Here is a 21,863-nt window from a genome sequence, read left to right on the forward strand (position 1 = left end):
ATATATATAATTCCCTCCTCGGGAACTTTGGACTATTATGAAAGTCGTAGGTATACCAATTCTTGAAAAGTTCTCAAAAAAGCATGCCAATGCCAAACCTGCACTGGATGCATGGCGAGAGGAAGCCAAAAAAGCTGACTGGAAAACCACCCACGATATAAAAGCACGATTTGGCAGTGCTGACATGATCGCGAATAACAGGGTTATCTTTAACATCAAAGGTAACGACTATCGACTGGTGGTTAAGGTGGCATACCGACACGGTATTGTCGTTGTCGAATGGGTCGGTACTCATGCAGAGTACAGCAAGAAAAACTTCAGGAGGTGAATGATGTCTGCCATAAAAGTCATTAAGACAGAACAAGATTATGCTGATGCCATGGATCGCCTGATGACGCTGATGGAGTCGGCTCCGGAAGAAGACTCCCCTGAAGACAGCGAGCTGGAAGTACTGGCACTACTTATAGAGAAGTATGAAACCGAGCAGTTTCCTACTGATTTACCTGACCCTATAGAGGCTATCCGGTTTCGTATGGATCAACAGGGGCTGACCCAGAAGGATATGAAGCCTTATTTCGGTTCCGCCAGTAAGGTGTCCGAGGTACTGAATGGAAAGCGGGATCTGAGCCTGACAATGATTCGCAAGCTGCATGATGGGCTTGGTATTCCTGCCGATGTTCTGATTCAGGAACGTGGTGCTTCTTTGCCTGATTCAGACGGTATTCTCTGGGATCATTTTCCATTGGCTGAAATGAAGAAAAGAGGCTGCTTTCCTGACTTCACCGGCTCCATTAACGAGTTGAAAGTTTATTCAGAAGAATACCTGAGGCGCTTTCTTGGCAGTGTTCATTCATCCTGCATACAACCTGCCTTGTGTCGAAGTTCTGCTCATTATGTGTCAGATAAAGAAGTCGACCCGTATGCTTTGCTTGCCTGGCAAGTGAGAATTTTGCAGAAAGCAGAAAAGATTAAAACGAATAGTCGCTACGAACCTTGCAGCATTAACCCTGCGGTCATGAAGGCACTGGCCAAACTAAGCTGGTCATCCCAGGCTCCAAAGTTGGCTGAAGAATTTCTGTCTAACCTGGGTATCAAGTTGGTGACTGAACCGCATTTCGAGAAGACCTATCTGGATGGTGCGGTCATGTTGGATTCAAACAACCAGCCAGTGATCGGGCTAACACTAAGACATGATCGCCTGGATAACTTTTGGTTTACGCTGTTGCATGAAGTTGCCCACGTAGCTCTTCATCTGAACTCGGATGCTACGACATTCTTTGACGATATTGACTCATCCGAAAAGGATGATACAGAACACGAAGCCGACAGAGCAGCAGCCGAGGCATTAATTGATTCATCTGCGTGGTCTACAGCCAAAGTAAGAGAAAGCAAGAGCGAAAGGGATTGCATTGCACTGGCCAAAGAACTGCAGATCAGCCCTGCTATTATTGCCGGTCGCCTTCGGCATGAGAACAAAAACTATAGCCTTCTTACCAACATGATTGGAAATAAAACGGTTCGTCTGCACTTCCCTGACTGATAAGTTCACCGGAACATTCCTGAATTAACCAACCGCCATAAAACAAAGATGCTCCTAATATCAACGGGAGCATCCTATGTCCGCCGAAATCTACAACTTCTTCGAACTCTCCAACGCCTTCGATCTAAAGCCTGAACAGGCCATCAAGCACTTTCAGAACAAAGGGCTCAAGGCCAGTTTCAGCTGGCTGGACATGATCGGTGAGGAAAACGATACCGCCTTCACCGTGGCCAAGATGATGGATAACGATCTTCTGTCTTATGTGGACAAGCAGGTAGACAAGATTATCGATGAAGGGCTGACACTGGCTGACTTCAAAAAAGATCTAATCCCAAGGCTTCAGAAGGCTGGCTGGTGGGGCAAGAAAGATGTGGTCGATTCTTTAACCGGGAAGGTCACCAAAGCCCGGCTGGGCAGTGCCTCCCGGCTGGAAAATATCTTCAGAACCAACCTGCAGAGTGCATACGCCGTAGGGCAATGGCAAAGCATAGAAGCCAACCAGGAAACAGCCCCCTTCCTGATGTACGACGCAGTGGAAGATAACCGCACCCGCCCGGAACACCAGCAGTGGAACGGCACCCTTCGCCCGGTGGATGACCCTTTCTGGCAAACCCACTACCCGCCCAACGGCTGGCAGTGTCGGTGCGGAGTGATTCAGATGAGCCGTGACGAGATGAAACTCTACGGCTTGAAACCATCGCCCAAACCAAAGATTAAAAAGCGCACGTGGGTCAATCCCCGTACAGGCAAAGCCCGGACGATTGCTGCAGACCTTGACCCCGGCTGGGATCACAACCCAGGCCTCCGCAGAACGGAATACCTGCGCCAGCTGAAGAAGGAAAAGACCGCCCAGCTGACCATCGCCCAGCAACAGGCCAATCAGGTGAGCGACAAGGCCATAGCGAAAGCCCAGAAAGCCTACATGACCCAGCTGGCCGCAAACCAGGCACTGAAAAAACTGGGCAAGGCTGAAACAGAGGGAGCCTTTGAACGGCAGAAGCAAAAGACTCTGGAACGGGCAGCGCAGCACCAACTGGACACCGCCATCAGTGAGAACACTCCGTATCTCGCCAACGCCATCAAGCAGCTGGGCAAGCAAAAAGGTACCGCCAGTCTCACCGCTAAAGAATTGCTGGAGAAGGCCAAGACCAAGGCCACCAGCATCGAGCAGTCAGTGCTGATCAACCAGTACAAGAAAGCACTGGTCAACGGCAAACTACCCAACGCCAAAGCCAAGGCCGCCTACGATGATCTGCCTGAAGCTGCACAGCAGGCCATTGATGAAGTCATTAGGCTCCGGATTGAGGCCAATTTTTGAAACTGTCCCAAATAAACCTGGGGCTTCTTCAAATCTGCATTATATCTCTCCGAAGCCTGTTCCCAGAATGATCTAACTCAAATCAACCTAGCTGCAAAATATTGCTCAAACTTTCGACACATTACTGGATGAATTTCTGTGTTGGTTTAATGTGTTGATAGAACAAAAATAAGGCAGGAGTAAACCATGAAAGAAATCATCAGCCTCATTGCAAAGAAAAACCTGCAGATAGAAACACTGGAGCGACAAAGCAGCGACTCTCTGGACTTTCACGACATAGCCGTATGGCAAATCAAGAAAGCCCTCATGGACGCCTATCAGAAAGGCTACACACAGGGAGAGATAGACACGGTAAACAAGCGATATGGCGTGGATACCGCCAGACCCTGCGATAACTGCAACCGGATCTTTGTCCCCCGACTGGCCAATGACCATGAGCAGGGCTGGTTTTGTGACCTTTGCCTGACCCATCCCGAAGACCAATAAAGGAGAGACACCCTGTGGATATTCACCAGCCAGGGCATGATCAGCATTGTGCGCCACAGAGATGACGGACGTTTGATGATGGTTAGAGCCAGACAGCCCGGGGGATCAAGCCTGAAAGAAAAAAATCATGAGCTTAAAAAAAGGAGAAAAACTATGGCTAAAACCACGGAACAGAAGGTCGCTGACGCCTTCAAAACCCTGCTCAACCGGGCAGAGCAAGTCAGAGTGGACAACATCAAGGTCACCAGCGGCACCGCCAGCTGCATAGGCAAGTGGAGCATGACCCTGAAGCTGCAAGGTGGAAAGGAGATCAAGCTGGATGACGAAAGTTTGTCCACCATCAAGTACGACAAGGGAGACTTCCTACTGCCAACGGAGGATGGCAAAAAGGACGCAAGAATTACCTTTTACAGCATGAAGAAAGAGATCCCAAGGCACATCTAAAGCCTGCCCTGAATGCCCCGCCAGACGGGGCTTTTTTATGTCCATGGATGGACGGTATCCCGGCAATGCAGGAGCAATTGCCGGGATTATGCGTGAATATGTCCGACAAATGGTCGTTGCTATATGCCGGTGTTAGACGATAGTGGTAGTACAACAGAACGAAAGGACAGAACAATGAGCACCAGATCAAGAATAGCCATCGCAGAAAAAAACGAAGCAGGCATCATTACTTACCGATCAGTATACGTGCATTTCGACGGAGACTTGGTCAACGAAACTCTTACAAAGCACTACAACAGCCAAAAGCTGGCAGAACAGATAGTGAAGCATGGCGACATTTCCAGCATCACTGAGGGAGAGATCAAACGCTACCGGGACTATGGCGACGCTTGGGTTACGATAAGACCAAGACTGAGCTGCAACATGGAACAACTGATAAAAATCACCAAGGAAAATGACGGACAGTATTTAAATGTTTACCAAGCAGGTGAATGGAAAGAATACAGGCTTTAAGGGAGAGAACCGCCATGACCGAGATAGAGAAAATCATCGAGCTGGCCAGAGAGAACAAAGGTGAAATTTACGAACGCTCTGCAGACCTGGTCGCTCTTTACATGGACTCCGACAACCAGAAACGGGAACTGATCGACTTAGTTCTGGTCATCTTAGGAGCAAGGCCAATGCCCAAAATATGGGAAGCAGTAAACGGAGAAGAACAATGAAAGACTTCAGCCAGTGGCTCACAGACCTGACCAACGACCTGCGGGACGTGAGTCAGGAGAGCCAAAAGAGATGATCGGCAACGTTGTGCATACTGCTAATGAGTTGCTTACGTATCAATCGAAGGCAAAAAAGTATACTTGACAGTTCTTGTGTCCAATCTGCCAATATTAAAATGCAAAAAAATCAAAATGCTAGCTGTTTGTGTAAATGAACATGTAAGTGTTTTTGATATAAAGTAGAATTTTCCATTCTTTACGACCATCGCATATCTTCCAACATATCCGCTATGTAGTGTAATTTCAAATATATGGTAGCCATCTTTGATGTGGGTGCCAGCCTTAAAAAGTTCATTAATCCATCTTCTTAGACTGCTATGCAGCTCTTTTTTGTCGTTCTTTGATATAAGAATTCTGACAGAGTCACTTGAAGAAACGATTCCAGGCATAGCATCGCAAACATAAATCAATAAGGAAGATACATTTTCAAAACATTCATTTTGGACAGCTCGAACAAAAATTTCATCGCCTTCAATATCTTCCGGTTTAATAATTTCACCGCCATTCATTAAAATCATTATATTAATTGCTCCTAATAAAATGAGTTCGGGATCGACACCTATCAGTGGTATCGTTGTTAATGCGTGATTAGCATTTTGGACATCTGATAATTCTATATCTGAACAATGATCACAACGTTGACTACAAGCCCCGGTACATGAGCTAGTTTTATTGGCAAAACCTTTAAAGCTTAAGGTCACCACTATGATTCCAAGCAATAAAGTTTTGTGCGTTTTGAATGCTCTTGTTTTCATCTATACCTCCTTTGAGAGAGAGAGAGGGAGTATAGATCAATACTATGGATACTTTTTCTCCAGTAGTACCAAGGGTTACAGGGTATAGAATACTTTTTAGCAGGTCTGGGAAACCCCAAACTTGCAATTAAATCCTAGGAGCCTCAGTGTAGTTCTCAGAAAACTGTCCTGATTGGTTTTTGTGCAGTGGATCTTCAGCATCCGACGAGTGGCCATTGCTATGTCCCGGTGTTAGACGATAGTGGTAGTACACAGCAAGGGAGAAGCACGATGAAAACCACAACCACCTTTAAGGCCATTTACGACGAAGCCGCCACCCGAATAAAAAGCGACCCAAAACTGGTGAGCTTTGCCAAACAGCACTGCAAGAGTCTGGAACAATTCATCACCGAGGTGGCTAAAGAACAATACAGACTGGAGCAGGAGGCCGCATAACATGGACAACCAGCTGATCATCGCCGACTTCGTTATGCACAAAGAGTGCATCAGCAGACTGCTCAGGAACCTGACTGCCATCAATGAAGACCATCTCGGCTTTGCCCCGGAAACATTGAACGACGCCCACCTTGGCACCATCCGGAAACTTCAGCATGAACTGGAGAAAGTAGCAGAGCTGGCAGGGCTGGACGCCCAGAGCATTGTAGAGGGCGACGACTAACCACCAGGGAGGGAGGTACCATGAGTACACCATGCTACATAGAGATGAAACTCGGTGAACACTTGCTGAAAGAGATGGAGGAGGATCTGCTCGAAGAAGCGGCTGAGAAACTGCAGGAGGAAATGTTCGAAAGCGTGGAGAAAGCCGCACAGTGCAATTCCGACTTGGCGGATTTTGTAGATGCCTTTGGAGAAGAACTGTACGACTTTCTGTTCAAAAGAGCTAAAGAGCAATTACTAAGCCGGGAGGATGACGTTTAAACGGATTGGTTGTACAGCAACGACCAGACGTCAGACCCCTTTGCACTTAAGTGATAATGGTAAACGCCCCCCATATTTTTCATCACAATCAGTTCATGCTGCAGGAGCCTGTCAATTGACGAAGCCACATTTGAGTCGTCAAATTGAAGGCGTTTAAAAATCGCTTTTTTAGTTTGATTTTTTTCCTGTATCGCAGTCATAACCGTGATATCAAGTAGCCCGAGTATGTCACCGTATTTTTTCAACACTGAAAGGTTGTAATCAATAACCGGATCGTGCAATAGAATGTCTGGTGAATAGCGATCTTTTAGCTTAACAATTTCCAGCTGCCCGTTTTTGTATTCAACGACAGAGTCCTTGTAAATCGTATCCAGTTTTAATCGTTTTTCATAAAGATCGCCATCGGACTTAATGAATTGTGATCGTTTCAAAACCCCGTTGATTTTCCCCTCACTGATACCAACCACTGACTTAATGGCGTCTGGAGAAAAAGTGCCGTCGAAAGATTGTGCAACTGCATGTATCAGAAAAGTATCAAGACGACAATCACGAAACTTTTTTAGTGCTTTGGTAACTGACTTCAAAGAAATATACAAGTTCATAGAGTACCTTCGTTGTTGGAATTAAAAGATGAAAAGTGTTTCACGAAATGCTCATTTTTATTAAATCCGTCGGCAACCGGGTTATATAAAGCTGGGCAAGAAATCGTAGATTGGTAGTGGCACAGTTCTGTGATTCTAGCCCTGTCTGCTAAAATACGACATTCGGCAACTTTGAAAAATGCGGTTTAAAAATGTGCCTTACGCAAGTCCTCTGTACAACATGTGGCAGTAACCAAGTTCGGCCTTTCGGATACAGCACTCATGATGTTCCACGATACTATTGCTGTAATGACAAATGTGAAATCAAAACCTTCATGCTTGAATATCGCTACAAGGCCTGTGAGCCTGGCGTTAAAGAAAAAATCATCGATATGGCAATAAATGGCAGCGGAATCAGGGATACAAGTAAAGTACTCGGAATAAGCAAGACAACAGTAATAAAGACTCTTGAAAAAAAGAAAGCGGTCTGGTAAAGGTCAACCCAAATATTCAAACTATTGATCTCAAGTCAGATGCAATTATTCATGTAGGGCTTGTCTGCCAAGAGGCTGAGCTAGATGAGCAGTGGTCGTATGTTCATGATAAATCGAACCAACGCTGGCTTTGGTATGCTGTTGATCACGCTACAAATACCGTGCTTGCTTATGTTTTCGGAAAACGGAAAGATGAAGTTTTTAAAGAACTCAAAACACTTCTGAAGCCATTTGGTATTAATAAATTTTACACCGATGATTGGGGAGCCTATGAGCGACACCTTGATGAAAACATGCATATTATTGGTAAAGCAAACACTCAGAAGATAGAGCGTAAAAACCTTAATTTTCGGACTTGGATTAAACGGTTGGCCAGAAAGACAATTTGTTTTTCAAAGCTCGAAAAGATGCACGATATTGTTATTGGATTATTGATTAATAAAGTTGAGTTTGGGGTCAATATTCACGCGATATAACAGTTCTGGCCCACTACCAATAATGGATTTAACGAACCGGAACTTTCTTGTATGTCGAACCTGTGATCAGAAAACCAGAATAAGCAAAACATCAAATCACAGGCACTCATGAAACGGATTCATATTTTCAAGGCTGGCAATCATACCAGCAGCCAGGGACAAAGCCTGAGTTTTACCGAGGATCACCTAAAGGCGTCCGTGGAAGCCTACGATCCCAGCCTCCATGAAGCCCCCATCGTCATCGGGCACCCAAAAGGCAATGCGCCTGCCTGGGGCTGGGTTTCGAGCCTGAGTTATGGTGAGGACGGTTTAACCGCCAGCCCCGATCAGGTGGATGCAAACTTTGAAGAACTGGTACAGGCCGGACGCTTCAAGAAAGTCAGCGCCAGTTTCTACCCGCCAGACAGTGCCAACAACCCGGTGCCCGGTGTGTTCTACCTCCGGCATGTGGGGTTTCTCGGAGCACAGCCCCCTGCGATTAAAGGATTGAAAGGGGTCGATTTTCCGAAGATGAACTGAGCCGACTGCTGACAGGCAAAAAAGCAGTGCGGGTCGCTATCGAAAATACTCAGTCGGTCAGTGTGGATGGGCAGGGTATCCAGGAAGCGAAGTTATTGATGGCTGCTTACGTCATTTGTAGCGATACCAGCGACGCTCCCCGGCACAAAAGCGCACTGGCGATCACCGAAGCCATTGTGGAGCTGCTGCCGTTTAACCGCTTCGGGGAAAACAACCTGAAGCCCGTCTCCCCAGCCAGCATATCTGCGGAAAATTTATACAGCGGAGAGATAGACCGTAAGGGTATAGCCTTATGGGGCATCTCCTGGGAACAGATCATCAGAAAAGGAATGGGAAGGAACTGAACATGGCCAAGCAAGATCGCTCCTATATCGGGAAAGGCACTATCTACCTCAAGGCACTAAAGGCCGGAATCGGACTGATGCCTGTGGGCAACTGCAGTGCTCTGGAGATCAGCTTCGAGGAAGACAAGAAGGAACAGAAAGATTACACCAGTGTTGGTGGTGGCAATGTCAACGTGGTCTCCCGCATCGACAGTGTGACCGGATCGATGACCGCCCTCGACCTGAGTGCTGACACCATGGCTCCTGCTTTGAGAGCAGCCGTGAAGAACGAAGCCAGTGGTCAGGTGACTGATGAAGTGATTACGGCAACCGGGAACGATGGTGAGCTTCTGCCTTTTGCTTATGCCCCGGATCACACTCAAGCCATTACAGTAAAAAACGCTGCAGACGACAGCGGGCTGACAGAAGGTGATGACTATACCCTGACAGCCAACGGTCTGCTGGTAGTAGGAGCCGGAGCCATTACCGCATCCGGTGTCAAAGTCAGTTACACCAAAGCCCCGCAGGAAATACTGGAAGCCATGGTCAGTGCCGGTGAGGAGTTTTGTCTGTTCTTCGATGGCATGAACGAAGCCCAGTCCGGTAACCCGGTAAGCGTCACTTTGCATAAAGTGAAGTTCTCACCTTTACAGGGACTGCAGCTGATCGGTGATGAGTTTGCTGAAGTGAGTATGGAATTTGAAGTGCTCAGGGACAGCACCAAAACCGGAACAGGGATCTCGCAGTTTATGAAAGTCATCCAGGCACTCTAATCCTCAACAGCCTCGGAAGCCCGATCAAGAAAGGCTGCCTTAACGGGTAGCCTTTTCTTTTTAGACCGCATGAAAAGGAGCCAAGGATATGGCGAGCAGCAACAGCGTACTCAATATTGTTATCCGGGCAAGGGATCTCGCTAAAGGCACACTCACGAAAGTGACTGCCCGTCTCCGGGGGATGGGCAAGGCCAGCGAGCAGACAGAATCCCGATTTGCAAGTCTGGGCAGAAGCATCCGTAATCTGGTGGTTGCCAGTCTTGGTTTTTACACCATCAAGAAATCGATGCAGAGCGTCCTGCAGACGGGGGATCAATTCGAGCGTCTGGAAGTCCAGATGAAAGCCATCATGGGCAGCATCGAGGAAGGTGACCGGGCTATTGAGTGGATTAAGGAATTCACCAAGAACACACCACTGGAACTGCAACAGGTAGCCGATGCTTTCACAGCCCTGAAGAACTTCGGCCTTGATCCCATGGATGGCACCCTGCAGGCCATTGTCGATCAGACCTCCAAACTCGGTGGAGGCATGGAGCGTTTAAACGGGATCTCTCTGGCACTGGGGCAAGCCTGGGCGAAACAGAAACTGCAGGGCGAAGAAATCCTGCAGCTGGTGGAACGTGGTGTGCCGGTTTGGAGCCTGCTGGAAAAGGTCACTGGTAAGAATACCCAAGAATTGCAAAAACTATCGTCGGCTGGACAGTTAGGCCGGGAGACTATCAAGCAGTTAATCGAAGAAATCGGAAAATCCAGTGCCGGTGCGGCAAAAGCCAACATGGGGTTATTGTCTGGAATTATATCTAACCTGTCCGATGAGTGGCTGAAATTCAAAGATCGAATAGCCGAGGCTGGATGGCTGGATTATGTGAAGGCTCAACTGTCAGAGTTGGGTAGCAAACTGGATGAGATGGCAGGTGATGGCAGGCTGCAGGCTCTGGCTGAGTCCATTAGTCGTGGTTTTATAAAAATGGCTGAAGCAGTAAAGGCATCCTTTTCCAGTATTAACTTCGAAGACTTTGTCTCAAAAGTAAAAACCGGGTTTACAACGGTTAGCGATGTTCTGGGCAGCTTGCGTTCAAACTTCAGCATAACCAGCAGTGTGCTGAAAGGCTTTTTTAATGCCTTCAGCGCAGGCGTAAAAACCATGGGTATGGTCTTCAGTGGCGTGGCAGGCAGCATCACGAAAAACGCCTCGAGAATGTTTGCAGCACTGGGAGCCGATGAAACCGCAGAAAAACTCAGGCAAACCAGTGAGCTGATGAAAAATATATCAGCCACATTCAAGAAAGAACTTAAGCAAGATATTGTGGACATGAACGATGCATGGAATTCGTTCAGCAAGGAAATAGCAGACAGCCACAGACGATCCCAACAAGACATTCGCAACGAAAACAAAAAGACGACAACGGAACTGGCAGCAGACCTCGACAAAACCAAAGACAACCTCAATGACACGGCAGAGGTCGCCAAAAAAACCTTCACTGATGCTGCCGATGCCCTCAAACAAATCAATGCCGCCGAAACCAGTGCAGAACTGGCCGATCTTGGCGTGGTGCTGGTAAACAGCTTTCAGGAAGGGAAGATCACTCAGGAGCAATACAACGAAGCCCTGGAAGCCAGCAAGCAAAAACTGGAAGAACTGAAAGGAGCCGCAGAAGAAGCTGCCGGTGCTGCCGGGGCAGTAGGCGAAGCCGCCGCAGATGGTGCTGACAAAGTGCAATCTACCGGCAGTGGTCTGACGGGTTTCTACAATAACATTACCTCCGAGCTCTACGGTTTGAGTGCCCAGGCAGAAGACACCTTTCAGGCCATGCAGGGAGCCACCGATATCGACACTACCGATACCCTCGGTGATATTGGGCAGCTGAAGGTGGCACTGGTTGAAGCCAAGGAAGAAGCTCACAGTCTCTCTGCAGCCGTGAGCTACGATCCTACCGGCTTAAGCGACTGGATGATTGATACTGCAGAGAACGCTGCAAATGTTAAAGCTGAATTTTATGAACAGAAGATTGCTCTGGAAGAACTGGTGCAAGGGTACGAGGATGGCTCAGTTTCTGCCAAGGAACTGACTTTCCAGGGAGAAGCCGCAGCAAGGTCAATGGATCTGCTGAACCAGCAAGACCTTGATCGACTCAACAGCGCCATCGACAGTGCCGAGTCCAGCATGGATAGCCTTAACAACAGTACCCGAAATACTCTGGAAGGTTTGCAGGATGAGCTGGATCGCCTGCAGGACAACAAGGAAAACATCGAGCAGCGACAGTTTGAGTCCAGAAGCAATGACCTACAGAAGCAACTGCAGCAAGCGACACAAGAAGGCGATAGAGAGTCCATCGCCAATCTTAACCAGGCTCTCAGTCTTAACCAGAAGATCTACAGCGAGAAGCGCAAACAGCTACAGCAGCAAAAGCAGGAAGAAGTCCAGCGCAAACAACAGAGCAGCCAGAAGGAAAATTCACGTATTAATTCCAGCCGTCAGCGAACCCAAGATGAGCGTACAGCCCGACGAGCAAGCCCGGACAAGGTGATCCGGCTGGAATACCCCGGAGGCAGCGTCAATGTCGGAGTGAATAAAGGGGATGAGGCCAAACTGCTCGAAGCATTAAAAAATGCAGGAATGCGATCCCGGTAAAAAAAGGACATACCTGATGCAATTGGATAGCGTGACACTGCCTGATGATTTGTTATGGGTCAACGAATACGACTGGAACCCGGTAAAGCAAAACCTTGATCGCAGCCTGTCCGGAGCCTTGCTGGTTCAGGAGCAGGCTGCTTCTTACGGTCGCCCGATAGAACTCTCGGGAGGTGAGGAAGCCGGATGGGTAGACCGGGCAACGGTTGAACAACTGCTCGCCCTGTCACTGATACCCAACAAAGTCATGACCCTGACCACGGCTGACCTTCGGGCATTTTCAGTGATCTTTGACCGCAGTGGTGGTGCGCCCATCGAAGCCCGGCAGATCATGCCTTTTGCCTATCCCGATGACAGCTACCAGTACAGCCTCAGCATTCGCCTGCTGACCGTCGAAACCGTGGAAGCACCAGAATAAATGACAGGAGCAACGGATGGCCATTAACAACGACGATGTGAAACTGTTTGAAAGCCAGCGACTCAGCGATGAGGAAGACGGCGGTGGACGGGCAACCGGAAACGAAGTGGTTGATGGCAACGTCAACAACCTGTTTCAGGACATCTCAAGGATTGACCGAACCATTGGCGATGTCGCCCTGCGGAAAGCCTATGTGGGCATCAGCACCGACAACAACGATGCCTATCTCGGTAGCCACCTGATCCTGACCGAGCCGCCGAAAGATGAAAACGTCAGCGTGCTTTTATTCAACACCGATGACCAGACTGACGAGCGAAAGAATGCCCGGAACCGGATCGAGGCTTATGTGGTGCCGGGCACTTCTGCCAGCTTTGAACTGCTGGGCAACCAGACCGAAGGGCAACGCAGCATCGCAGGGGTACAGCGGGAAGAAAGCAGGCTGCCGGAAGTGGGTGAGGTGTACCGCCTCTACAACCCTGATACGAAGCAGGAACAGTATGTCCGCCTGACTAAAGTGGAAAGTCGCATCGAGGTGTTTACGTACCAGTATGGCAGCAATAACTTCGTTGACTTTGAGCGACGCCGGATCGATATGGAGATCAGTGCAGCCCTTCTTTACACCTTTCCCGGGGGCATTCCGACGCCTGCAGGAACGCAGATGCCAGCAGACAGCGAGGGGGTTTTTACCGAGAAGACCGTTGTTCAGGGAACCCAGATCGCTGATGCTTCCCGCTATTATGGCATCAAGTCCGCCAGTGCGGATATTGGCAAGGGCGACCTGAGCGTCCGGGTCGACAGCGTCTATGCGCCACTGGTGCCAAGCGCCAGAATGGAAAGCCCTGTTGTGGATCAGTATGGCGGTTATACCGCTAAGCGGATGGTGGCGACTTCAAACCATGATCGACAGGTGAGTTTGAAATTCGTTCGTATCAGCGGCAATGAGAGCAGGGCATTTCTGCAAACCGGAGCACTACCCGGAACGGTTAGCCTGTCTCTCAATGGCGGACAGTTCAGGGACAACCAGACGGGTCAACTGAATTACGTCAGTGGCAGTAATCAATTTAAAAGCCTGACTATCGACTATGAAAGCGGCGCAATAACCGCCATACGAAACAGCAGCTATTACGCCAGCACAGCCTCAGCCACTTATCGACCCGGAACAGGCATTGTCGGCACTGCCATCAGCGGCACCCTTGAGGTGACCGTTCAGAACCGTGGCTTCAATTATACATTTAACTTTGCCGAGGCGAAGCCAAGGCCGGGAACGCTGGTCATCAGCTATATAGCTCTGGGCAAGTGGCAGGAGGTGAGCGATCCCGGCAACGGGCAGCTACAAGGTTCGGGTAAAGGCAATGTGGATTATGGCACTGGCAGTGTGGCAGTGACGTTTGAAGGGCTGCCTGACCCGGATAGCCGGATGGTTTACAGCTATATCACCCAGGCCGATGAAGAGATCACGGTTCGAACCGGAACGGTGCCAGTCGATGATATCGGGTACAGGCACACCACAGAAAAACCCGGCATCAAGCCCGGCTCTGTTACGATTAACTATCTGTCCAGTGACGTTTTAAAAACGCTGGCCGATCAGGGCAATGGCTTATTAAGCGGCGATGGTTCTGGCTCGGTTTATTATGCATCGGGTGAGCTGGGTTTTATCCTTGATGCCCTGCCGGACTCAGGCACTGAAATAGAAATCAGTTATCAGCAAGGTGAGGTGGCGGGTGGTGTTGTGGCTGTTTCCGTAGACGGTGCAGGGCTTATATCGGGAACCATTGCAGGAGCACCCCTGTTGCCCGGTTCGGTGGAGATTCAGTTTGAAGTAGAACGGGATCAAAATGTCCATAATGGCTCAAGAGAAAGATCGGCATGGCAGAGCTACACATCAACTTATTACCAGACAAAATCTTTTAAAGACAGTGCCCAAGGGGGCTGGTTAAACGGAACCGGCACCATTGATTATCAGACGGGCAATTTTACGCTACGGGCATTGGCGAATTATCACTATACAAATTATGTCGCAAAATCCAATAGCAGCGGCTACGTCTGGAAAGTTGAATATGCATCGGTTTTGAAAACAGAACGATTTTCTGGCAACACCGTCACCAGCAAAGCCCAAAGCAATAGTTTAAGTCACCTGCCCAATACCGAAACCCTGAGCGCACCGGAACTGACCATCGACTTGCTGCCATTGATTGAAGACTACCTGCTGCCCGGTAGTGTCATTTTTGAGTGGAATGGTGAGACTTACTTTGACCGGGATGGCGTTCTTTATAAAAACATCAGCACCGAAACCAACGCCGGGGTCAGCGTAGGTACAGTGGACTACAGTGGTGGTGTCGTAACCCTGGCTGTCTATCCGTCCGGAGAACTTTCAGCAGCAAACATCAACGCAGCGGCAACCCTGTCGGCAGGATTCTCGGTAAGTGCCGTGGCGTTCCGAACTCCCGGTTCTCCGATTCGGGCAGGCAGCCTGCAACTGACCGCCGTCCGGGTAGACAACGCTGACATTATAACTGCAACCGCAGACTTCAACGGGAATATAAACACCAGCGAAGTTCAGGGAACTATTGATACCTCCACTGGTTGGTGTGAACTGTTTTTTACCGATGGCACCGATCCGATCCCGGTTTTGCCCCAGAGCGTCCGCTATAACTGTGTTATTGAAACCAGCCTGCCACTGGATGCCGGTTTGATCGGCCTTGACCCGGTTCGACTGCCTTCGGACGGGCGAGTCCCCATCTATCGAATCGGTGATATTGTGGTCATCAGTCACAAAAATAAAACCGATGCCGCAACCCCGGCAGCGGGACAGAGCATAGCACTGTCAAGAGATCATCAGGCCGAGATCACAGTGCAGGATTCCGGTGGCAATGACCTCGACCCTGCTCAATACACAACGGACAAACAAGCGGGAACCCTGACCTTTGCTGACCCATTGCAGCTTCAGGACAGCGACGGTAATAACCTGACTGCGCCTTTTACCGTGACTGACCGGGTCGAACATATGAGCGTGGTCAGCGATGCCCAGATTAACGGGGAACTGTCCATTATTGCTCCTGTGCCGTGGGATTTACCGGCAGGAGAAACCACCATCAGCAGTGCCGTGGTGTACGGTGATTTGCAGGCGAGAGTGCATCATTTTTTCAGCCAGAAAGTATGGGATAACGGCAACCCGAACTGGACGGACGAGCGCAATGAAGACAATACCACTGCCCAGTACAACACCATCAACTACCCGGTTCAGGTCGCTAACCGGGGAGCCATCTTTGGCAAGTGGGCAATTATTTTTACATCGTCTTCCAACTTTCAGGTAGTCGAAGAAAAGCTGGGTATTATCGCCACGGGTGATATTGGTTCGAATACCGCCCCGATCAATCCGGAAACCGGAACCCCGTACTTTTCCATTCTGGCTGATGGCTGGGGAAGTGGCTGGTCATCAGGCAATGTGGTGCGGTTTAACACCGATGGCTGTCTGGCTCCGGTCTGGATTTGTCGAACGGTGCTATCCGGGCAGGGGACGGAGACAGACGACAAGTTTACATTACAGATCAGGGGGGATGCCGATTAATGAGTGACTTTACTGATCTGGTCAACAGCCTGAAACCTCTGGCCTGGTATCGGCTGAATGAAACCGAAGGCAGTACTTTAAAAGACAGTGCCCGGTTTTATGATGCCACGGCGACTAATGTACAGTTGCAGCAGCCATTTGTGTTGTTTCCTGAATCCATTGGTGCTCACTTTAATGGATCAAGTTCTCTTGGAGAAACACAAGTGCATTCGGCAATGCAGGTTGTTTCTGATTTAACCATTGCGGCTCTGATAAAGCCCACAGGCACTATGTCAGGATCAAGATATATATTTAGCTGTAGCTCCAGTGGAGAAACCCAAAGTACAAACTACCTGTGGAGTTTAGGCATTGTAGATGGAAAATTCAGATGGTTTCAGGAGTACAGTAGTGGCTCAAATGCCGATGCTAAAGGGTCGTCATTTACTTTTGAATTAGATAAAGAATATTTCTACCTAGCGGTAAGGGACAGTACTAATAAGGTGGTGAATTTTTATGTTAATGGCGTTCTTGAAGAGTCAAAAAGCTACACCTATAACCCAACCGGAGGTGAAGACAACCCAATAACACTGGGTGGAGTAGCAAGCGGGAGTAATAGTTTTAACGGTCATGCTGCCGAGCTGATGCTGTTCGATTACCAGCTGACGGCAGAACAAGTCATGGCACTGTACTCCGCAGGGACGAACCAAACCGTTATTAACCAGTACCAGGTGTCCGGAACGATTTATGAGGACGGCATTCCTTCAGAAAAAGACGTTATAGCCTGTACCTGGGAGACAGGGGAACTGCTGGCCAGAGGCAGAAGCAACAGCGTAGGAGATTATCAGTTGATATGGGACACCTACGACAAAGAGGTTCTGGTGGTGGCAGTGGATGACTGGGGAACACAGTGGCAACCCGATACGCTTTATCAGACAGGCGATATTATCAGACCGACGACTTTTACCGGATACGTTTATGAATGTACGGTATCCGGAACCAGCGACAGCAATGAGCCGCAGTGGTGGATTGAACCCGATGAGCAGCAGGGAACAGGAACGGCACAATTTAAGGTGAAGCCTTTCAATCGTCCCCTGGCACATGCACCTGTTAAGCCTGTACTGGTGCCGGAGAGTTAAGTGGCCTATTTACCGGGCAACGGTCAAGACTTCCAGTTCACAGCAGAGCCTTACCAGCCATCGGCAGACTTTAGCTTTTATCCGGAACAGGGTGTTCCTTTCCAAAAACCTCCCTCCGTCACCAGTACCTATCATAGCCAGTGGCAAAAAGGACAGGCCAAACAGCAGGCACATCATGCGCTTTACGGCAGCAGTGTGACGATTAATGCTCAAAGCGAACAAATTAGTCACCAGGCATTACCTCTGGAAGCCAGAGCCACCGGCGTGTTCTGGGGCAGAGTGCCTGATGTGCAGGTTTTTGTACAAAGTCGCCATGCTTTCAGTGAAAGTAGAGCCAGCGATATAGACCTCAACTGGCACCAGCCCCCGGCGAAAGAGGCACAACAGGCAGGTCAGTGGGACAACTCTGCAATACCAAAGGATGAACAGGCAACCCATCCATGGAACGACGCCATCGCCACGGACAGGCACCAGACCGAACGGTTTGATCGGGTCGATGAGTACAGCCCGGTCATTGAGCAAACCGCCAGTGGCTATACCATTCCATCAGCCAGCCTGCTGGACTTTGCCTTTAAAGGGCAGCGTTACACTCCGGCAGTATCCCCTGACGTTTATTTCAGACTGGGCGAGCAAAGGACGAACCGGGCTATACAGCCAAAAGATTCAACTAGACACCAGACGTACAGCAGTAACCAGAATCAGGACGAGCCAGTCATTATCCCTTGGGGAAAAGGGCACAAGCACACCGACAATGAATATACAGGGAATTATGGTGGCGAAACCCAGCCCGAAGAACCACAAAAGCCGGAACCGGAACCGCCAGAGATCAGGGAGAGCTATCTGCTTATGAATACCGTGACCGTTGTCACCCTGCCAGACAGGACACCGATAGAGCTCAAGGAGTTGGAGATCAACCTCGACATCGACAGCTTCAGCTGGGAACTCAGTGGTGAACTTTGGGGAGCCACCAGTCTCGCCATGGTGGAACCTGACGAGAATGGAGCCAAGCAGATCGAGGTCGACATCAACGGCTGGAAGTGGGTCTTCATTCTGGAACGTTACACCAGTCGCCGACAATTCGGGCAGGAACGGTACACGGTATATGGCATCAGTCGTACACAGTTACTCGCAGCCCCTTATGCGCCCTACCGGAGTAAAAGCAGTACCAGCAACATCAATGCAAAGCAGGCGATCAGTGAAGAACTGCAAAATACAGGCTTCACGGCTGAGTACCCGAGCCTGAATGATTACAGCACTCCGGACTGGATTATTCCCGGTGGTACATTCAGCTACCAGAACGAAACTCCGATGAGTGTGATAGCCAAACTGAGCAGCACTGCAGGAGCCGTTATCATTCCTGCCCGAGACAGCGACACTCTCAGCATACAGCCCCGCTACCCAGCCAGCCCCTGGAAGTGGAATGAAGCCATCATGGACAAGGTCATCCCGGTGAGTCTGGTGATCAGTCTGAGTGCCAGCTGGCGACCCGAGCCGGAATACAATGCCGTTTATGTTTCAGGTACCCATGCAGGTGTCGCAGTCAATGTGAAGCGAGAAGGCACTGCAGGTAATGAACCTGCACCAGACATTCTGGAAGACTGGCTGACAGAAACACAGGTGAACACCGAGCGAGGTCGTAACGAGCTGGCCAAAGGAGGCGACCAGAGTATCACCACCATCGAGATCCCTTTGACCGACAGCAATACTGTACCGGGGCTGGTGGAACCCGGACAGTTGATAGAGGTTCAGGACACTCTTAATGGGCAGAGTAATGGACAGAGTAATGGACAGAGTAATGGACAGAGTGGCAACTGGAGAGCTTTGTGCCTGTCCACCAGCATCCGTTCATCAGGTGGAAAGGTGACTCAGAGCCTACAGCTGGAAAGGCATTACTAACAGGAGAACAGTATGGCCACCACCAACATCTGGCAACAGTTCAAATCGCTCATCCCCGAAGGAGCCAGAACCATTATCACGATCACGTCAAACAACGGCAATGGAACCAGCACAGCGACCCTGAGAGATGGAACGACTATCACAGTCCAGGGAGAGAGTATGGCACCGGGGAAGAAGGCGTTAATGGAGGGAGGAAGCATCAGGTCAGAGGTGCCGGATTTGAGCGTTTATGCCGCAGAAGTTTAGTATGCCACGATTCTGCCACTTCCCAGATATTCCTTCATAAAAAGTTCAACGAAATCATTAAGTAAACGACACTGGGCTGCGGGTTCAAATCCCGCCGCCTCCACCAAATAAAAAAGCCGTGTCGTACGACACGGCTTTTTTATACCTGTAGATCTGTGAATATAGTCACCGCACCAAAACCAGATGATCAATGGAAAATGGATGACTACTGTCGGATAACAGATGAAGGCTTTGAATCCGGATGCCATAAACCGTCGCCAACTCAGACAACCAGTCAACTAACTGCTCAGGTTCACCCTGCAAAACGCTGACTTCAGCTTTCTGCCAGCTGGACTCCGGTATTGCGATGCTGACCCCAAAGCTGGCTGCCTGACGACTGATCAGATCACTCAAAGGCTCATCATAGCTTTCTGCAAGAATGGAATGCTCTTGCTGTTTTTGCTCTATGCGTTCCTGTAAAACACTATTAAACGACTCTGCATTTATAGCAGTGCGTGGAACCGTTTCCCTGACCGACGATGAATAAAAGAAAACGACGAAAACAGCAACAGCCGCAAGTATCAGAACAATAAAACGTGAACGAAGCAGAGACATACCCGTTTATTCCCGTGAAGGAAAAACCGCGAGTATGCCGATTCTGCTGAAAAACTACCACAATAAGTCGCTTTAAAAGCGATAAGCACCCTCGAGCTGAATGGCATCAAAACTGTAATTGGGCGAAGCCACATTAGCATTGGAATAATGAACCCACTGAATACCTAATTCCATCTGCTGCTGCTCACCAAATACAAAACCACCACCGACTTTGACTTCAAACTGAAACCTGGAACTTTTACGCAATGGGTATTCACGATTTTTTCGACGGAATTCTTCATCACTGATTCCGCCGATGCCAAGTCCGGCTTCAATATAAGGTTTAACCGACGATGAACGTGTATCTTCCAGACGAAAGATGGGAGTAATAAAGAAACCATGAATATCATCTGCACCTCTGGCACTTTTGTTAGCAGAACCGCTAATCGTGCTATGCCAGTGGGTATAAACAGCTTCAAGCATCAATCGTCGCTCCCAGTCGCCGTTATACCCCTTCTCAAAATCCTTGATATGCCACCTTGCTGCCAGCCTGAGATCAGTTGCCTCGACATCAGGGGTTAACGCTTTACCGTAAGCAACCCTGATACCATCAAACGAGGCAAAAACCTGTGCAGAAAACGCTACACAGGCCAATGAAACCAACCCCAGAGAACAACCCAACAAGACTTTCCTATCCATAGTTTTATTACTCATTTTTTAATTCTTATACGGTAAATACTTATTTTTCATAAGAAGTTACATAGTGTCACACTACTTAACTTATTAACAGGAAACCCGGGACTTATTTACTGTCACAGGAACGTCACAAACATTGCGCAAACCAGCACTTCTCTTGACTTATCTCATGATTGTTTTTCAGCATGTGTGTACGATAGTATGATTATGCCCTGACCCAGTAGGCTTTAAGGATACAGTCTGAAGCATTTATGTAGCTTTCTGTCAGCAGGTTTTCTGACGACAGAAGTTATGTCAGTTAGCTTTCTGTCAGTTAGAAAGATCAGTGCATTGAGCAGGGAGAGGAAAGTCAGCACAAATGTACAGACTGGTAATTAATGAGTGTCCATGCCCATCGCGTTTAATAAAAGCAAATCTCTTGAGAGCCTTTCCAGCAGGTTTTCCAATATTGCCCAGTCATTCAACCTTACCGGACTCAGTAATCGCTGGTTGATTCTGATCTGCGAAGTGGTTCTTGTCATTCTTCTGGCTCAACAACTGGCAAAAGTCACCTGGGAATTGATTCCTGTTGAAACAACAGAGAGTAACAACTGGAAAAATCAGGCAGCGTCCTTTCAAGAACAGGACAGCACCAGCCAGGCCTACCCCGATTTGGCGGGTCTACATCTGTTTGGCACACCACCGGTGCCTGAAACTGAAACCGCCAACACCATTGATCCGGACTCCGTTCCCCGTTCAAGGCTCAGCGCCCGCATTACCGGCATTGTTGCCAGCAGTATTCCTGAACGCTCCCTGGCCATTATCAATTTCCGTTCAGAAGACAAAACCTATCGTATTGGTGACCGCCTGAACGGTGCCAATGCCGAAGTCGTCGATATTTATCCAGACCGGGTGATTGTTAAAAACAACGGTCAGCACGAAGCACTGTTGTTGTACCCGAACAATCCGGACCAGCGCACAGCGGCTCGCCCGACTTCTACACCCGCGCAACCGTCTGCAGACATCAAAGAGCTGAGTTCGGAACTCCGCAATAATCCCACATCCATTGCTGAGCTGATCAGCATTTCACCGGTACGCAGGGATGGCCAGCTGGCAGGATATCGAATAAATCCCAGATCACGCCCTGATTTATTCAAGGCGGCAGGTCTGCAAAATAACGATATTGCCCTGTCCATCAACGGCATCGACCTGACCAACAACATGGAAGCCATGAAGTTGATGCAGGAACTGCCAAACCTCGACCAGATTTCGCTGACTATTGAGCGTCAGGGCCAGATTTACCAGATCGACTTATCATCATGAAGCAAAAAACA

The 21,863-nt window shown here is 49.0% G+C and carries 25 protein-coding genes; 21 read left to right on the forward strand and 4 right to left on the reverse strand.

What is annotated here, in order from left to right; translation table 11 throughout:
- Positions 1 to 37: 37 nt before the first annotated feature.
- From EZMO1_RS22015 to EZMO1_RS22045, 7 genes are all read left to right on the forward strand, one after another.
- A complete protein-coding gene (locus EZMO1_RS22015; protein ID WP_034878412.1) occupies positions 38 to 328 on the forward strand; it encodes a type II toxin-antitoxin system HigB family toxin in 291 nt (96 codons plus the stop codon).
- Positions 329 to 1,540: an ImmA/IrrE family metallo-endopeptidase gene (locus EZMO1_RS22020; RefSeq protein ID WP_236632073.1), complete on the forward strand. Its 1,212-nt coding sequence runs from the start codon at positions 329 to 331 to the stop codon at positions 1,538 to 1,540.
- A gap of 76 nt (positions 1,541 to 1,616) precedes the next feature.
- Positions 1,617 to 2,858 (forward strand): phage minor head protein, encoded by a 1,242-nt coding sequence (locus EZMO1_RS22025; protein ID WP_051790486.1) that lies wholly within the window; start codon positions 1,617 to 1,619, stop codon positions 2,856 to 2,858.
- A gap of 186 nt (positions 2,859 to 3,044) precedes the next feature.
- Positions 3,045 to 3,344: a DUF6900 domain-containing protein gene (locus EZMO1_RS22030; RefSeq protein ID WP_051790487.1), complete on the forward strand. Its 300-nt coding sequence runs from the start codon at positions 3,045 to 3,047 to the stop codon at positions 3,342 to 3,344.
- A gap of 153 nt (positions 3,345 to 3,497) precedes the next feature.
- Positions 3,498 to 3,788 (forward strand): hypothetical protein, encoded by a 291-nt coding sequence (locus tag EZMO1_RS22035; protein ID WP_145912698.1) that lies wholly within the window; start codon positions 3,498 to 3,500, stop codon positions 3,786 to 3,788.
- Positions 3,789 to 3,962: 174 nt separating this feature from the next.
- Positions 3,963 to 4,301: a hypothetical protein gene (locus tag EZMO1_RS22040; protein WP_061509725.1), complete on the forward strand. Its 339-nt coding sequence runs from the start codon at positions 3,963 to 3,965 to the stop codon at positions 4,299 to 4,301.
- A gap of 14 nt (positions 4,302 to 4,315) precedes the next feature.
- Entirely contained in the window at positions 4,316 to 4,510 is a 195-nt protein-coding gene (locus EZMO1_RS22045) for a hypothetical protein (RefSeq protein ID WP_145912699.1), read from the forward strand.
- Positions 4,511 to 4,617: 107 nt separating this feature from the next.
- On the opposite strand, the gene EZMO1_RS22050 is transcribed toward EZMO1_RS22045, so the two are convergent.
- The gene (locus tag EZMO1_RS22050; RefSeq protein ID WP_034878418.1) at positions 4,618 to 5,322 is read right to left on the reverse strand and encodes a hypothetical protein; all 705 of its coding nucleotides are present in this window, start codon (positions 5,320 to 5,322) and stop codon (positions 4,618 to 4,620) included.
- A 270-nt stretch (positions 5,323 to 5,592) separates the two neighbouring features.
- Here EZMO1_RS22050 and EZMO1_RS27090 point away from each other — a divergent pair, with 270 nt between their 5' ends.
- Genes EZMO1_RS27090 through EZMO1_RS22060 form a run of 3 tightly spaced genes read left to right on the forward strand, consistent with a single transcriptional unit; the run spans position 5,593 to position 6,240 of the window.
- A complete protein-coding gene (locus EZMO1_RS27090) occupies positions 5,593 to 5,757 on the forward strand; it encodes a hypothetical protein (protein WP_160174108.1) in 165 nt (54 codons plus the stop codon).
- A 1-nt stretch (position 5,758) separates the two neighbouring features.
- Positions 5,759 to 5,980 (forward strand): hypothetical protein, encoded by a 222-nt coding sequence (locus EZMO1_RS22055; RefSeq protein WP_034878420.1) that lies wholly within the window; start codon positions 5,759 to 5,761, stop codon positions 5,978 to 5,980.
- A 20-nt stretch (positions 5,981 to 6,000) separates the two neighbouring features.
- Positions 6,001 to 6,240 (forward strand): hypothetical protein, encoded by a 240-nt coding sequence (locus EZMO1_RS22060; RefSeq protein WP_034878422.1) that lies wholly within the window; start codon positions 6,001 to 6,003, stop codon positions 6,238 to 6,240.
- Here EZMO1_RS22060 and EZMO1_RS22065 read toward each other — a convergent pair.
- Positions 6,237 to 6,842 (reverse strand): hypothetical protein, encoded by a 606-nt coding sequence (locus tag EZMO1_RS22065; protein ID WP_034878424.1) that lies wholly within the window; start codon positions 6,840 to 6,842, stop codon positions 6,237 to 6,239. The genes EZMO1_RS22060 and EZMO1_RS22065 overlap by 4 nt on opposite strands.
- Before the next feature lie 191 nt (positions 6,843 to 7,033).
- Between EZMO1_RS22065 and EZMO1_RS28350 the strand changes: the two genes are divergently transcribed.
- The 10 genes from EZMO1_RS28350 to EZMO1_RS22120 all read left to right on the forward strand — a co-directional run bounded on the left by EZMO1_RS28350 (position 7,034) and on the right by EZMO1_RS22120 (position 19,281).
- A protein-coding gene (locus EZMO1_RS28350) for an IS1 family transposase (RefSeq protein ID WP_420809912.1) occupies positions 7,034 to 7,791 on the forward strand; the annotation gives its coding sequence in 2 pieces (ribosomal slippage) (positions 7,034 to 7,301 and positions 7,301 to 7,791; 759 coding nt in all).
- A 108-nt stretch (positions 7,792 to 7,899) separates the two neighbouring features.
- On the forward strand, positions 7,900 to 8,310 hold the full coding sequence (locus EZMO1_RS22080; RefSeq protein WP_051790489.1) for a hypothetical protein: 411 nt from the start codon (positions 7,900 to 7,902) through the stop codon (positions 8,308 to 8,310).
- Positions 8,311 to 8,336: 26 nt separating this feature from the next.
- Positions 8,337 to 8,654, forward strand: a complete 318-nt coding sequence (locus EZMO1_RS22085) for a hypothetical protein (RefSeq protein WP_034878425.1) — start codon at positions 8,337 to 8,339, stop codon at positions 8,652 to 8,654.
- A gap of 2 nt (positions 8,655 to 8,656) precedes the next feature.
- On the forward strand, positions 8,657 to 9,406 hold the full coding sequence (locus EZMO1_RS22090) for a phage tail tube protein (RefSeq protein ID WP_034878426.1): 750 nt from the start codon (positions 8,657 to 8,659) through the stop codon (positions 9,404 to 9,406).
- A gap of 88 nt (positions 9,407 to 9,494) precedes the next feature.
- Positions 9,495 to 12,038 (forward strand): tape measure protein, encoded by a 2,544-nt coding sequence (locus EZMO1_RS22095; RefSeq protein WP_051790490.1) that lies wholly within the window; start codon positions 9,495 to 9,497, stop codon positions 12,036 to 12,038.
- Positions 12,039 to 12,054: 16 nt separating this feature from the next.
- On the forward strand, positions 12,055 to 12,456 hold the full coding sequence (locus EZMO1_RS22100; RefSeq protein ID WP_034878848.1) for a hypothetical protein: 402 nt from the start codon (positions 12,055 to 12,057) through the stop codon (positions 12,454 to 12,456).
- A 16-nt stretch (positions 12,457 to 12,472) separates the two neighbouring features.
- Positions 12,473 to 16,024, forward strand: coding sequence for a hypothetical protein (locus EZMO1_RS22105; protein WP_034878428.1), 3,552 nt, complete (start codon positions 12,473 to 12,475; stop codon positions 16,022 to 16,024).
- A complete protein-coding gene (locus tag EZMO1_RS22110; protein WP_034878429.1) occupies positions 16,024 to 17,139 on the forward strand; it encodes a LamG domain-containing protein in 1,116 nt (371 codons plus the stop codon). The genes EZMO1_RS22105 and EZMO1_RS22110 overlap by 1 nt, the downstream gene beginning before the upstream one ends.
- Positions 17,140 to 19,035 (forward strand): hypothetical protein, encoded by a 1,896-nt coding sequence (locus EZMO1_RS22115; protein ID WP_051790494.1) that lies wholly within the window; start codon positions 17,140 to 17,142, stop codon positions 19,033 to 19,035.
- Positions 19,036 to 19,047: 12 nt separating this feature from the next.
- Positions 19,048 to 19,281 carry a hypothetical protein gene (locus EZMO1_RS22120; protein ID WP_051790496.1) on the forward strand — a complete coding sequence of 78 codons (234 nt, stop codon included), beginning with the start codon at positions 19,048 to 19,050 and terminating at the stop codon, positions 19,279 to 19,281.
- 165 nt (positions 19,282 to 19,446) lie between these two features.
- Here EZMO1_RS22120 and EZMO1_RS22125 read toward each other — a convergent pair whose 3' ends face one another.
- Both EZMO1_RS22125 and EZMO1_RS22130 read right to left on the reverse strand, forming a co-directional pair.
- Positions 19,447 to 19,875 carry a hypothetical protein gene (locus EZMO1_RS22125; RefSeq protein ID WP_034878430.1) on the reverse strand — a complete coding sequence of 143 codons (429 nt, stop codon included), beginning with the start codon at positions 19,873 to 19,875 and terminating at the stop codon, positions 19,447 to 19,449.
- Between the two features lie 72 nt (positions 19,876 to 19,947).
- Positions 19,948 to 20,568 (reverse strand): acyloxyacyl hydrolase, encoded by a 621-nt coding sequence (locus EZMO1_RS22130; protein ID WP_051790497.1) that lies wholly within the window; start codon positions 20,566 to 20,568, stop codon positions 19,948 to 19,950.
- Positions 20,569 to 20,937: 369 nt separating this feature from the next.
- On the opposite strand from EZMO1_RS22130, the gene gspC reads away from it, so the two are divergent.
- On the forward strand, positions 20,938 to 21,852 hold the full coding sequence (gspC, locus tag EZMO1_RS22135; RefSeq protein ID WP_034878433.1) for a type II secretion system protein GspC: 915 nt from the start codon (positions 20,938 to 20,940) through the stop codon (positions 21,850 to 21,852).
- Positions 21,853 to 21,863 lie beyond the last annotated feature (11 nt).

It is taken from the genome of Endozoicomonas montiporae CL-33 (genome assembly GCF_001583435.1).
GTDB classification, from domain to species: Bacteria; Pseudomonadota; Gammaproteobacteria; order Pseudomonadales; family Endozoicomonadaceae; genus Endozoicomonas_A; species Endozoicomonas_A montiporae.

Bases quoted from the DNA above. Each gene is read 5' to 3' on its own strand.
- EZMO1_RS22015 (WP_034878412.1), top strand. From the start codon at position 38: ATGAAAGTCGTAGGTATACCAATTCTTGAAAAGTTCTCAAAAAAGCAT.
- EZMO1_RS22020 (WP_236632073.1), top strand. From the start codon at position 329: ATGATGTCTGCCATAAAAGTCATTAAGACAGAACAAGATTATGCTGAT.
- EZMO1_RS22025 (WP_051790486.1), top strand. From the start codon at position 1,617: ATGTCCGCCGAAATCTACAACTTCTTCGAACTCTCCAACGCCTTCGAT.
- EZMO1_RS22030 (WP_051790487.1), top strand. From the start codon at position 3,045: ATGAAAGAAATCATCAGCCTCATTGCAAAGAAAAACCTGCAGATAGAA.
- EZMO1_RS22035 (WP_145912698.1), top strand. From the start codon at position 3,498: ATGGCTAAAACCACGGAACAGAAGGTCGCTGACGCCTTCAAAACCCTG.
- EZMO1_RS22040 (WP_061509725.1), top strand. From the start codon at position 3,963: ATGAGCACCAGATCAAGAATAGCCATCGCAGAAAAAAACGAAGCAGGC.
- EZMO1_RS22045 (WP_145912699.1), top strand. From the start codon at position 4,316: ATGACCGAGATAGAGAAAATCATCGAGCTGGCCAGAGAGAACAAAGGT.
- EZMO1_RS22050 (WP_034878418.1), bottom strand. From the start codon at position 5,322: ATGAAAACAAGAGCATTCAAAACGCACAAAACTTTATTGCTTGGAATC.
- EZMO1_RS27090 (WP_160174108.1), top strand. From the start codon at position 5,593: ATGAAAACCACAACCACCTTTAAGGCCATTTACGACGAAGCCGCCACC.
- EZMO1_RS22055 (WP_034878420.1), top strand. From the start codon at position 5,759: ATGGACAACCAGCTGATCATCGCCGACTTCGTTATGCACAAAGAGTGC.
- EZMO1_RS22060 (WP_034878422.1), top strand. From the start codon at position 6,001: ATGAGTACACCATGCTACATAGAGATGAAACTCGGTGAACACTTGCTG.
- EZMO1_RS22065 (WP_034878424.1), bottom strand. From the start codon at position 6,842: ATGAACTTGTATATTTCTTTGAAGTCAGTTACCAAAGCACTAAAAAAG.
- EZMO1_RS22080 (WP_051790489.1), top strand. From the start codon at position 7,900: ATGAAACGGATTCATATTTTCAAGGCTGGCAATCATACCAGCAGCCAG.
- EZMO1_RS22090 (WP_034878426.1), top strand. From the start codon at position 8,657: ATGGCCAAGCAAGATCGCTCCTATATCGGGAAAGGCACTATCTACCTC.
- EZMO1_RS22095 (WP_051790490.1), top strand. From the start codon at position 9,495: ATGGCGAGCAGCAACAGCGTACTCAATATTGTTATCCGGGCAAGGGAT.
- EZMO1_RS22100 (WP_034878848.1), top strand. From the start codon at position 12,055: ATGCAATTGGATAGCGTGACACTGCCTGATGATTTGTTATGGGTCAAC.
- EZMO1_RS22105 (WP_034878428.1), top strand. From the start codon at position 12,473: ATGGCCATTAACAACGACGATGTGAAACTGTTTGAAAGCCAGCGACTC.
- EZMO1_RS22110 (WP_034878429.1), top strand. From the start codon at position 16,024: ATGAGTGACTTTACTGATCTGGTCAACAGCCTGAAACCTCTGGCCTGG.
- EZMO1_RS22120 (WP_051790496.1), top strand. From the start codon at position 19,048: ATGGCCACCACCAACATCTGGCAACAGTTCAAATCGCTCATCCCCGAA.
- EZMO1_RS22125 (WP_034878430.1), bottom strand. From the start codon at position 19,875: ATGTCTCTGCTTCGTTCACGTTTTATTGTTCTGATACTTGCGGCTGTT.
- EZMO1_RS22130 (WP_051790497.1), bottom strand. From the start codon at position 20,568: ATGAGTAATAAAACTATGGATAGGAAAGTCTTGTTGGGTTGTTCTCTG.
- gspC (WP_034878433.1), top strand. From the start codon at position 20,938: ATGCCCATCGCGTTTAATAAAAGCAAATCTCTTGAGAGCCTTTCCAGC.